We start from the raw sequence: 10,929 nt of genomic DNA, 5'->3' as shown, positions 1-10,929 counted from the left end.
CTTTGGCCTCATCAAAGTAACTCGCCGAGGGGCGAAAAGGTGACCTGAGCCGAACTTCAATCCACCTGACAAAGAAAAACCGCCATGTGACGCAGAGCGTCAAAGCGTCACGAACTGCATTCCCACGCTGGAGCGTGAGGAACGATAATCTCACTACCGCCATCGTGCGACGCTCTGCGCCGCATGCCCTTCTGGACGCTCTGCGTCCGCTCCTAGATCCCGCTGAACCAGTTGTACCCCTGATCCTCCCAATACCCGCCAGGATTCTCGTTACTGACAAAAATCTCGACGATGTGCTTGGGATTCTTGAAGCCCAGCTTGGTCGGCACCCGCACCCGCAACGGGTAACCGTAATCAGGTGGCAGGGCCACTTCACCGAAATCCAGCGCCAACAAGGTCTGCGGATGCAGCGCAGTAGGCATATCCAGACTTGAGTAATAGCGGTCAGCGCACTTGAAACCGACAAAACGCGCCGTCGTGTCAGCGCCGATATACTCCAGGAACGTCTTCAGCGGCACGCCGCCCCACTGCCCTATCGCACTCCAGCCCTCGATACAGATCAACCGCGTGATATCCGTGCGTTGCGGCAGTTTGCGCAGCGCCTCCAGCGTCCACGGCTGCTTGTCGCGCACCAGCCCCGACACCGCCAGTTGGTAATCGGCAAGATCCAGCTCCGGCACGTTGTATTCAGGGTAGAACGCATTGAACGGGAACGGGTTGGTCAACTGCGCCTTGCTATAGGTCGGCGCCAGCTTCTGGCCGTTGAACAGCCAGGCCTGAACCCGGTCATTCCAGCGCGACATGGCCCACAGCACCTTATCGACCTGATCGCCATCCTGCAGGTTGCAGCCCGTGAGCATCGACATCGCGCCCACGGTCAGCCCCGCGCGCAGAAACGAGCGGCGCTGGATATCGACCAGCTGACGCTGCTGCGCAGGCTCCAGAATGATGCGCTGAGTCGTACGTTTACGTGGTTCGTTCATGATTGCGCAGTTCCGTCTTCGTTCGGCTGGCGGCCGCCGGTAATCATCGGCAGCAAGGTACTGGGCACCAGCACGACCAGCAGCAGATGGACGATGACAAACGCGCCGATGGCGGTCATCGCCCCGAAATGTACCCAACGGGCGAAATCGAATCCGCCCAGCAGACTGACCAGCCCTTGAAATTGCACCGGCTTCCAGATGGCCAGGCCGGACAGCACCACCAATACGCCCATGGCCAGCACCAGCCAATACATCAGTCGTTGCACAGCGTTGTAACGGCCTTTGACGTGGACCAGGCGAAAATGCAGCGCGTCATTCATGTCACGCGTCACTTCGGACGGCCGAACCGGCAGCAGATCGCGCTTGAAATGGCGGCTGAGCACGCCATACAGCACATAAATCAGACCGTTGATGACCAACAGCCACATCACCGCGAAGTGCCAGGCAATGGAACCGCCCAGCCAGCCGCCGAGTGTCAGGAATTTGGGAAAGGTGAACGGCATCAGTGGTGATGCGTTGTAAATCGCCCAACCGCTCATGAACATACAGACCATGCCCACGGCATTGACCCAGTGGGTCAGGCGCACCGGCCACGGATGAATGGGGCGGGTTTTCATGTCGAGATCCCTCTGATCAGGCATGGAAGAGGCTATCAGGGGCAGCCTTGTGCCCCTGATAGCCCTGGCGGTGATTACATCGGCGGTGTGAAACCGTCCTTGCCGACGGCAACACCGCGAGCGGACTTGCCGTCGTCAGCCGGGAATACCACGACCTTCGCGCCTTTGGTCAACTGGTCAACCTTGCCTGGCTCGACGTAGGCGACAGGCACATCCTGCGGCACCACCAGTTTCTTCTCGCCACCTTCATACTTGACGATGAGTGTGCGGCCATTGGTGTCGGCCAATGTGCCAACGGTGCCATTGGTCATGGTGCCGGTGCTGCCATCCGCGTTTTGCCAGCCATAGTGACCTTCGCCGCTGCCTTTGAGGCTCGCCTCAAAAACGGTCACTTCCAGCGCTTCCAGCGTGCCGTCAGATTTCGGTTTCGCTGCCGAACCGACAAAACTGCCGTCTTTGATTTGCTTGAAGTCAGCTTCGGACACAAGACGAATACCGGTCTTGTCAGTCAGCTTGATACTTTCGTGCTGACCCGAACGGGTGGTGAAGTCGAGGGTGTCGGCGCTGACGCTGTCGACGGTCCCGCGCATGGGTTTGACCACCTTCATGTCGGCAGCCTGGGTCATGACAGCGGCACTGAGCAACAGCAGGCCGAACGTAGTAGAGAGTGCAGTCTTCATCGGTACTTCCTTGGCAGGTGAGATCTGAAAGCCATCCTTGCACCGCTACCGGCACCGTAGAATGACCGGGCAATGACATTTTTGTCATTCGCCGGACACCCTGTCGGCAACTGGTTAGACTCCGGCATCGGCGCAACAAGGGCGCCAGGAAAAGCGTAGCGGACAAAACGATGCATATCCTGCTAATTGAAGATGACACCAAAACCGGCGAATACCTGAAGAAGGGACTGGGCGAATCCGGCTACGTGGTCGACTGGACGCAGCACGGTGCCGACGGCCTGCATCTGGCGCTGGAAAACCGCTATGACCTCATCGTGCTGGACGTGATGCTGCCAGGCATCGACGGCTGGCAGATCATCGAAGTCCTGCGCGCCAGGCAGGACGTGCCAGTGCTGTTTCTGACCGCGCGCGACCAGTTGCAGGACCGGATTCGCGGCCTGGAACTGGGTGCCGACGATTATCTGGTCAAGCCGTTTTCCTTCACCGAACTGCTGCTGCGCATCCGCACCATCCTGCGCCGCGGCGTGGTACGCGAGGCGGACCACTTTCATCTGGCCGACCTGGAACTGGACCTGCTGCGCCGCCGCGTGACGCGCCAGCAGCAGGTCATCGTGCTGACCAACAAGGAGTTCGCTCTACTGCACCTGTTATTGCGCCGCGAAGGCGACGTACTGTCCAGGGCACAGATCGCCTCGGAAGTCTGGGACATGAATTTCGACAGCGACACCAATGTCGTGGACGTCGCCATCAAGCGCCTGCGCAGCAAGGTCGACCTGCCCTACCCGGTCAAGCTCATCCACACCGTGCGTGGCATCGGTTATGTGTGCGAGGTGCGGCCATGCGACGCCAGCCTTCCCTGACCCTGCGTTCGACCCTGGCCTTTGCCCTGGTGGCGATGCTCACCGTCAGCGGCGCCGCCCTGTACCTGTATCAGTCAATCGAAGAAACAGTGATGCAACGCAGCGACCATGCCGTGCTCGCGCGGCTGGACCACTTTCGCAAGCTGTTGCGCTATGACCTGACCATGGACAACCTCAAGGGCAGCCCGCAGCTGTTCGAGAACATGCTCGACAGCGAAGAAGACATCTTCATCATCGGCGAGCCGGGCAAGTCACCGGTCATCTCGGTCAATCCGCAGCACGCGCCCCTGCCGGAGCTGCCGACCGTGGCGCAGGACCAACCGCTGCGGGTCGATGACCTGCGCAGCGGCATGAGCCTGCAAGGCGTGCCGTTGCGCGCTGCCGCCGTCCAGGTGATGTCCAACGGTGTCGAAGTGCGCTTGCAGGCTGCGCACCTGATGGTCAAGGAAATGGCCATGCTCGCCAGTTTCCGTCAGCGTATCTATATAGCTGTGGCCCTGGCGTTTCTGATCACCGCAGCCCTGGGTTATGTGCTGCTGCGCCGCGGCTTGCGTCCACTGCGCAGAATGGCCGCCCACGCTGCCGCCATCACCCCGGCCAGCCTGCACAAACGCCTCGACAGCCGCGATACACCCGTCGAGCTGCAACAACTGAGCGATGCCTTCAACGCCATGCTTGACCGTCTGGACGATGGCTACCGGCGCCTGATGCAGTTTTCTGCCGATCTGGCCCATGAAATCCGCACACCGGTCGGCTCACTGATGGGCCATTGTCAGGTCGCCTTGCGCCAGAACCGCAGCGCCGATGAATATCAGGCGCTGCTGGCCTCCAATCTGGAAGAGCTGGAACGCATCTCGCGGCTGGTGGAAAGCATTCTGTTTCTGGCACGGGCGGACGAAGCCCAGGCCGCGCTGGAACGTCAGGCGCTGGATATGCATGACGAACTGCAACGGGTCGCCGGCTATTTCGAGGGGCTGGCCGAAGAACGCAACCTGACCCTGAGCACCCACGGACAAGGCACGCTGCTGGCCGATCCGATTTTGCTGCGGCGTGCATTGAGCAATCTGGTCGCCAATGCGATTCGCTACGCTGATGAAGACAGCGAGATTCTGATGCGAGTGACGGCTGTGGACAGGCACTGGAAGATCGATGTGGAGAATCAGGGACCGGTGCTGCCGGAGGCCACCCTCGCACGCTTGTTCGATCGTTTCTATCGCGGTGACGCCTCACGCCATGAGCGCTCGGATTCCAACGGCCTGGGGCTGGCGATCGTCACGGCAATCATGCAACTGCACGGCGGTCGGGTCGAAGTCGCTCAACCCGCCGTCGGCAGAATCTGCTTCAGTCTGATATTCCCAGCGGCCTGAAGCCTGCAGTGCGCAAGGATCAATTCTTTTTCTCGTGGGCAATGGCCAGCTTGTAGAACGTGGCCGAGCCGCCTTCCGTGGTGTAGCCGGTATTGTCCTGGGTATAGACCCCTGCCTTGAAGTAGAACAGTTTGCTGGCCCAGGCTGAATCCAGCTTGGCGTACCAGACCGCGTCAAAGGCATTGACCGTCAGATCGCCAGACGGCGACAGGTTGATGGTGTAGTTGAATTGCTTGTTGAGCGGCACACCCTGCGCAATGTTGATGACCTCGATTTCCGAGTCCGGCGTACGACGAAACTTGGCGACGATATTGCCGGTCTGCAGCTTCTCCTTGTACTGGTACTCCACCTTCAGCAGCGGTTCGGTGCTCTGGTAGCAGTGGATCTGACCGATCACGATCTTGCCGCTGGAAGGCACCTGATCGACTTCCAGGGTCGCGCGCAGAAAATTGTCGGCACTAGAGTAGGCCCAGTTGAACACCCTTCCGTCCGAAGTCGTCTCGCGCAATTCGGAACGCGGGTACTTGGCGTTTTCGGTGGTTGAACCCGTTACCGGTGCCCAGAAAAACAGCGTATCCCCGGACTGAAAGTAGCCATCCCGATAGCCCTTTACCAACTTGGGGGTTTCGATAATGGTCGCGGGGCTTCCGACGGGGACGGAGAGATTCCAGGTAGCAAGGTCGATCATCACGTAGCTCGCAAGGTGCGCATCGCGCACCAACTGAATGGCTCTGAAACGGGTGTGCTGGCCCGTTTGGTCATCCAGACTATCGGCTTAATCGTTTATTTTTTAAACAGACTCGACAACGCTTTGGCGTCAACAAACCGTCTAAAATCGGCCAATGCCATTACTACGATATCAATTGTTACGATGCGGCCATGTGCCACTCTCAAGCTGCAAGCATTGATTCACGTGAAGAAGTGTTTTGTGAAGTGCGTCATTTTTTTGAATGTATCGAGGCCGATACAGCGCAAAAAACCGCAAATTACCGACAGACGGTAGCAGTTATCTTCAGGATAAATGAACTTCCATTGCCCGGAGCTGACCAAGGCGGCCCTTTTAGAGCGTCACGTCGCCTCGAAACGCGCTCTTAACGGGCAGAAAAGAAACCACCTCCGCCTGGCGGCTGCGGGTTGACTGTAAGCAGTTGTTACGAGATATTAGTTAGCAAGCTATTTATCTCCCTGCTAACAATATCGCTCCTAACTAAATTCCTGGTGTTTTTCCATGTCTGTCGAAGCCTTGCATCGGACAATCAGCAGTGGTCTGGTGGCCGCGTCTCGCCAATGGCGACGCATCTGCCAGAACACGCTGGTGACCTATGGCATTTCCGAAGCCTGCGCAGGTCCGTTGCTGGCCATCGCACGTCTGGGCGATGGCGCACATCAGGTGAAAGTCGCCCAGGCGGCCGGCATGGAAAGCCCGACGCTGGTGCGTCTGCTTGATCAGCTGTGCAAGGCTGACATCGTTTGCCGCACTGAAGACCCGAATGACCGCCGCGCAAAGGCCTTGAGCCTGACGCGCAAAGGTCGCGAACTGGCCTGTTCGATCGAAGCCGAACTGACTCGCTTGCGCGCCGAAGTGCTGCAAGGGCTGCAACCTGCCGACCTGGAAGCCACGTTACGGGTGTTACAGGCGTTTGCCGATGCGGCGCAGCGCGAACACGGGGGCCAGGCTTGAACGGATTTTTCTCCAGCGTTCCACCTGCACGCGACTGGTTCTACGGTGTACGCACCTTCGGCGCGTCGATGCTGGCGCTGTACATCGCATTGTTGATGGAAATGCCCCGCCCCTACTGGGCAATGGCCACGGTGTACATCGTCTCCAGCCCCTTCGTCGGCCCGACCAGCTCCAAGGCCCTGTACAGAGCCGCCGGAACCCTGGCCGGTGCCGCAGCATCGGTGGTGCTGGTGCCCATGTTCGTGCAGACGCCCTTGTTGCTGGCCATCGTGGTCGGGCTGTGGACGGGCACCCTGTTGTTTCTGTCCCTGCACTTGCGCACCGCCAACAGCTACGCATTGATGCTGGCCGGCTACACCATGCCGCTGATTTCGCTGCCGGTGGTCGACAACCCGCAGGCTGTTTTCGACATCGCGGTGTCGCGTACCGAAGAGATTTTTCTCGGCATCATCTGCGCCGCTGTCGTGGGTGCGATGTTCTGGCCCAGACGCCTGGCACCGGTGTTTCAGGCCACCACGGAAAAGTGGTTCAGTGACGCCGCGACTTACAGTCAGCGCTTTATCAGCCGCACCTGTCAGCCCGAAGAAATCGGCACACTGCGAAATTCGATGGTCGGCAGCTTCAACTCGCTGGAAATGATGATCGGCCAGTTGAGCCACGAAGGCGCCCGCAAGCAAACCGTGCGCAATGCCAATGAACTGCGCGGCCGGATGATCCACCTCTTGCCGGTCATTGATGCGCTGGATGACGCGCTGTGGGCGCTGGAGCGACGCACACCCGAGCTGCTGGCCAGCGTCAGACCCTTATTGCACAAGACTTGCGACTGGCTCGAAAGCACTGCCGACGGGCCGCAGGTGGAGCAATGGCAGCAGCTGCATCGTGATCTGCAGAGCCTGCAACCGGACTCCGCGCAACTGGACGATCGCGATCAACTGCTGCTCTCCAATACGCTGTTCAGGCTGGGCGAATGGATCGACCTGTGGCTGGATTGCCGAACCCTGCAATACGCGATCAAGACCGACGACCAGTCACAGTGGCGCGCGGTCTACCGCCATTGGCGCCTGGGCCGTCTGACCCCGTTTCTCGACCGCGGTCTGATGCTCTATTCGGTGACTTCGACGGTGCTGGCGATCATCGCCGCGTCGGTGTTGTGGATTCTGCTCGGCTGGAAAGATGGCGCAAGTGCCGTGGCACTGGCGGCGGTGTCGTGCAGCTTCTTCGCCGCCATGGACGACCCTGCTCCGCAAATCTACCGGTTCTTTTTCTGGACCCTGCTCTCGGTGGTGTTCGCCAGCCTGTACCTGTTTGTGGTGCTGCCCAACCTGCATGACTTCCCGATGCTGGTGCTGGCCTTTGCCGTGCCGTTCATTTGCGTCGGCACCCTGACCGTGCAGCCGCGCTTCTTTCTCGGCACGCTGCTGACCATCGTCAACACCTCGTCGTTCATCAGTATCCAGAGCGCTTATGACGCGGACTTCATGAACTTCCTCAACGCCAACCTGGCGGGTCCTGTCGGACTGCTGTTCGCCTTCATCTGGACCCTGGTGTTCCGCCCGTTCGGCGTCGAACTGGCGGTCAAGCGCCTGACCCGGTTCAGCTGGCGTGACATCGCCAGTCTCAGTGAAAACGCGTCTCTGGCCGAGCATCGGCGCATGGGCGTGCAAATGCTCGACCGCCTGATGCAACAACTGCCGCGCCTGACGCTCACCGCCCAGGACACCGGGATTGCCCTGCGTGAACTGCGCGTCGCGCTGAACATGCTCGACCTGCTGGCCTACACCCGCCGTGCCACGCCTGCGGCTCAGGTGCTGTTGCGTCAGGTGATCGACGAAGTCAGCGGCTATTTCAAACTGTGCCGCAAGGCCGGTGAACGGCTACCCGCGCCCAGAGGCCTGCTGATGGCCATGGACCGCGCACGCCGTTCACTGACCGATCAGGAGATGGGCGACAACCCGGCCCGACTGCACCTTCTGCATGCCCTGAGTGGCCTGCGCCTGGCTCTGCTCCCGGGGGTCGAGATCGTCACCGTGGGCGGGGAACTGACCGAGCAACTGCCGCATAACATCGATGGAGCGCCCCTGTGATCGGTGATCTGGATATCAGCGGGATCTTCATCCCCACGTTCCTGGCGATGATGGGCATCGCCTATCTGCTGTTTCTGGTCGTGCACGCGGTGCTGTCGCGTGCCCACTTCTACCGTCTGGTCTGGCACCGGGCTTTGTTCAACGTAGGTCTATACGCTTTGTTGCTCGGCGCCGTGGATACTCTAAGTCGATACCTGATGACATGAAAAAACCGATACTGACACTGGGCCGCGTGGTCCTGACCCTGCTGGTTGTCACCCTGGCCGCCGTGGTCGTATGGCGCATGGTGATGTATTACATGTATGCGCCGTGGACGCGCGACGGGCATATCCGCGCCGATGTCGTGCAGATCGCTCCGGACGTGTCCGGACTGATCCAGAAGGTTGAAGTCACTGACAACCAGCCCGTGCACAAGGGCCAGATCCTGTTCACCATCGATCAGGACCGTTTCCGTCTGGCACTGCGCCAGGCGCAGGCGACGGTCGCCGAACGTCAGGAAACCTGGGAACAGGCGCGCCGCGAGAACAAGCGTAACCGTGGTCTGGGCAATCTGGTCGCCCGCGAGCAACTGGAAGAAAGCCAGTCACGCGAAGCTCGGGCCCTTTCGGCGCTGGGCGAATCAAAGGTTGCAGTGGATGCCGCACAGTTGAACCTGGATCGCTCGGTGATCCGCAGTCCGGTAGACGGCTACCTCAACGACCGCGCGCCCCGCGAACATGAGTTCGTCACTGCCGGGCGCCCGGTGCTTTCGGTGGTCGATTCGACGTCGTTCCACATCGATGGCTATTTCGAGGAAACCAAGCTCGATGGCATTCATGTCGGCCAGGGCGTCGACATCCGCGTCATCGGCGACACAGCGCGGCTGACCGGCCATGTGGTGAGCATCGTTGCCGGTATCGAAGACCGCGACCGCAGCAGCGGCTCGAACCTGCTGCCCAACGTCAATCCGGCCTTCAGCTGGGTGCGTCTGGCGCAGCGGATTCCGGTGCGGATCGCCTTCGATGATGTGCCTGCCGACTTCCGCATGATTGCCGGGCGTACCGCGACGGTGTCGATCATCGACGACACCCAGGAGCGCAGCCGATGAAACGTGCTTTACGCGTGGCTGCTCTCGGCTTTACCGCCGTGCTGTCAGCCTGCCAGATGGTCGGCCCGGATTACCAGGTGCCCAAAGACGGCGCGATCAACCGTCCGGACCTGCAGGGTGAACTGGCTGGCCGCTCGGTCAACACGGTTTCGGCCCCGGTGCCTGCGCACTGGTGGCGCCTGTATCAGGATGCGCGTCTGGATGAGCTGGTGCGCCAGGCTATCGCGTCCAATACCGACCTGCGCATTGCCGCGGCCAACCTGCAGCGTGCCCGCTATCAGACCTCGGAAGCCGAGGCGGCTGGCGGTTTTACCAACGGCGCGAAGATCGGCGCGCAGCGCGTGCAGGAGTCAGGCGAGGCGTTTCTGCTGACCGACAAGGTGCCAGTGGCCAATGTCGGCGATGTGGGTCTGACCACTTCATACCAGTTCGATCTGTTCGGCACCTTGCAGCGTGGCATCGAAGCGGCGCAGGCCAATGTCGATGCCAATCAGGCGGCGGTGGATACGGCACGCATCACGGTGGTCGCCGATGTGGTGCGCGCCTACACGCAGATTTGTGCGGCCAACGAAGAACTCGACATCGCCCGCGCATCGCTGGACTTGCAAAAACAGAGTGTGTCCCTCAACCAGCGCCTGCGTGATGCCGGGCGTGGCGATGAAACGCAGGTCACTCGTTCACAGACACAGTTCAAGTCGTTACGCGCCGAAATGCCCCGTTACGAGGCGCGCCGTCAGGCTGCAATCTTCCGCCTGTCGATGCTGCTGGCCAAACCTGTCGAGCAACTGCCCGCCGGGGTAAGCACCTGCAACCAGCTGCCGCAGATTGCGCAGGTCATGCCTGTTGGTGACGGCGCAGCGCTGCTCAAACGCCGCCCGGATGTGCGTCAGGCTGAACGCCATCTGGCGATGTCGACTGCCGAGATCGGTGTTGCCACCGGCGAACTGTATCCGGACATCAGCATCGGCGCGAGCATTGGCACCACCGGCCTGATCGAGAACCTTGGCAAGCCGGCGGCCAATCGCTGGGGCTTCGGGCCGCTGCTGAACTGGACCATCCCGTCCAATGGCTCACGCGCCCGCATCCATCAGGCCGAAGCCTCGGCGCAAGCTGCGCTGGCGCGCTTTGACGGTGTGGTGCTCAATGCCATCCGTGAAACCCAGACCGGTCTGGCGCAATACACCGCCCTGCTCGACCGCCGCGACGCCCTCAAAGAAGCCGAGCAATCCGCCAGGGAAGCGGCTGACCAGACGCACCGCTTCTATCAGGCCGGACGCGCTTCGTTTCTCGCAGATCTGCAGGCCACACGCACTTACACTGACGTGCGCGCGCAAATGGCGGAGGCCAACACGCAGGTGGCCATGGGGCAGATCAATCTGTTTCTGGCACTCGGCGGCGGCTGGGAGAAGGATGACGTGGCGCAGAAATAGGATGGGCGTTCGCCCCGCCATCAAGCCTCGTTCGGATGGATTACGTCGCAATTTGCTTTGTCAGTGCTACTGTGATCGAAAAGCGCTTTAGAGTAGTCGGGCTAGAGGCACGGCCCGGAACCTGATGACTATCGTTCCTC

The 10,929-nt window shown here is 60.5% G+C and carries 11 protein-coding genes; 7 read left to right on the top strand and 4 right to left on the bottom strand.

What is annotated here, in order from left to right:
* Positions 1-212 precede the first annotated feature (212 nt).
* From QRN50_RS09930 to QRN50_RS09920, 3 genes are all read right to left on the bottom strand, one after another.
* Positions 213-983, bottom strand: coding sequence for a molybdopterin-dependent oxidoreductase (locus QRN50_RS09930; RefSeq protein ID WP_004407366.1), 771 nt, complete (start codon positions 981-983; stop codon positions 213-215).
* Entirely contained in the window at positions 980-1,600 is a 621-nt protein-coding gene (locus QRN50_RS09925) for a cytochrome b/b6 domain-containing protein (protein ID WP_004407370.1), read from the bottom strand. Before QRN50_RS09925 ends, QRN50_RS09930 begins: the two co-directional genes overlap by 4 nt.
* Positions 1,601-1,674: 74 nt before the next feature.
* Positions 1,675-2,280, bottom strand: a complete 606-nt coding sequence (locus QRN50_RS09920) for a hypothetical protein (protein ID WP_011268394.1) — start codon at positions 2,278-2,280, stop codon at positions 1,675-1,677.
* 170 nt (positions 2,281-2,450) lie between these two features.
* Here QRN50_RS09920 and QRN50_RS09915 point away from each other — a divergent pair, with 170 nt between their 5' ends.
* Both QRN50_RS09915 and QRN50_RS09910 read left to right on the top strand, forming a co-directional pair.
* Entirely contained in the window at positions 2,451-3,140 is a 690-nt protein-coding gene (locus tag QRN50_RS09915; protein WP_004407375.1) for a heavy metal response regulator transcription factor, read from the top strand.
* Positions 3,119-4,507: a heavy metal sensor histidine kinase gene (locus QRN50_RS09910; protein ID WP_024652368.1), complete on the top strand. Its 1,389-nt coding sequence runs from the start codon at positions 3,119-3,121 to the stop codon at positions 4,505-4,507. Before QRN50_RS09915 ends, QRN50_RS09910 begins: the two co-directional genes overlap by 22 nt.
* Before the next feature lie 19 nt (positions 4,508-4,526).
* On the opposite strand, the gene QRN50_RS09905 is transcribed toward QRN50_RS09910, so the two are convergent.
* Positions 4,527-5,195: a polysaccharide lyase family 7 protein gene (locus QRN50_RS09905; RefSeq protein WP_011268396.1), complete on the bottom strand. Its 669-nt coding sequence runs from the start codon at positions 5,193-5,195 to the stop codon at positions 4,527-4,529.
* Between the two features lie 540 nt (positions 5,196-5,735).
* On the opposite strand from QRN50_RS09905, the gene QRN50_RS09900 reads away from it, so the two are divergent.
* Genes QRN50_RS09900 through QRN50_RS09880 form a run of 5 tightly spaced genes read left to right on the top strand, consistent with a single transcriptional unit; the run spans position 5,736 to position 10,789 of the window.
* The gene (locus QRN50_RS09900; RefSeq protein ID WP_004407381.1) at positions 5,736-6,188 is read left to right on the top strand and encodes a MarR family winged helix-turn-helix transcriptional regulator; all 453 of its coding nucleotides are present in this window, start codon (positions 5,736-5,738) and stop codon (positions 6,186-6,188) included.
* Positions 6,185-8,272: an FUSC family protein gene (locus tag QRN50_RS09895; protein ID WP_004407383.1), complete on the top strand. Its 2,088-nt coding sequence runs from the start codon at positions 6,185-6,187 to the stop codon at positions 8,270-8,272. The genes QRN50_RS09900 and QRN50_RS09895 overlap by 4 nt, the downstream gene beginning before the upstream one ends.
* Positions 8,269-8,478: a DUF1656 domain-containing protein gene (locus QRN50_RS09890; protein WP_003315925.1), complete on the top strand. Its 210-nt coding sequence runs from the start codon at positions 8,269-8,271 to the stop codon at positions 8,476-8,478. The genes QRN50_RS09895 and QRN50_RS09890 overlap by 4 nt, the downstream gene beginning before the upstream one ends.
* Complete coding sequence (locus tag QRN50_RS09885; protein WP_054091964.1) at positions 8,475-9,359, top strand: efflux RND transporter periplasmic adaptor subunit; 885 nt, start codon at positions 8,475-8,477, stop codon at positions 9,357-9,359. Before QRN50_RS09890 ends, QRN50_RS09885 begins: the two co-directional genes overlap by 4 nt.
* The gene (locus tag QRN50_RS09880) at positions 9,356-10,789 is read left to right on the top strand and encodes an efflux transporter outer membrane subunit (protein ID WP_024641168.1); all 1,434 of its coding nucleotides are present in this window, start codon (positions 9,356-9,358) and stop codon (positions 10,787-10,789) included. The genes QRN50_RS09885 and QRN50_RS09880 overlap by 4 nt, the downstream gene beginning before the upstream one ends.
* Positions 10,790-10,929 lie beyond the last annotated feature (140 nt).

Source organism: Pseudomonas sp. MEJ108 (assembly GCF_030208985.1).
GTDB classification, from domain to species: Bacteria; Pseudomonadota; Gammaproteobacteria; order Pseudomonadales; family Pseudomonadaceae; genus Aquipseudomonas; species Aquipseudomonas fragariae.
Note: the sequence above shows the minus strand (reverse complement) of the source record. Positions and strands in the feature narration are given on the sequence as shown.

Bases quoted from the DNA above. Each gene is read 5' to 3' on its own strand.
- QRN50_RS09905 (WP_011268396.1), bottom strand. From the start codon at position 5,195: ATGATCGACCTTGCTACCTGGAATCTCTCCGTCCCCGTCGGAAGCCCC.
- QRN50_RS09930 (WP_004407366.1), bottom strand. From the start codon at position 983: ATGAACGAACCACGTAAACGTACGACTCAGCGCATCATTCTGGAGCCT.
- QRN50_RS09915 (WP_004407375.1), top strand. From the start codon at position 2,451: ATGCATATCCTGCTAATTGAAGATGACACCAAAACCGGCGAATACCTG.
- QRN50_RS09920 (WP_011268394.1), bottom strand. From the start codon at position 2,280: ATGAAGACTGCACTCTCTACTACGTTCGGCCTGCTGTTGCTCAGTGCC.
- QRN50_RS09885 (WP_054091964.1), top strand. From the start codon at position 8,475: ATGAAAAAACCGATACTGACACTGGGCCGCGTGGTCCTGACCCTGCTG.
- QRN50_RS09900 (WP_004407381.1), top strand. From the start codon at position 5,736: ATGTCTGTCGAAGCCTTGCATCGGACAATCAGCAGTGGTCTGGTGGCC.
- QRN50_RS09880 (WP_024641168.1), top strand. From the start codon at position 9,356: ATGAAACGTGCTTTACGCGTGGCTGCTCTCGGCTTTACCGCCGTGCTG.
- QRN50_RS09910 (WP_024652368.1), top strand. From the start codon at position 3,119: ATGCGACGCCAGCCTTCCCTGACCCTGCGTTCGACCCTGGCCTTTGCC.
- QRN50_RS09925 (WP_004407370.1), bottom strand. From the start codon at position 1,600: ATGAAAACCCGCCCCATTCATCCGTGGCCGGTGCGCCTGACCCACTGG.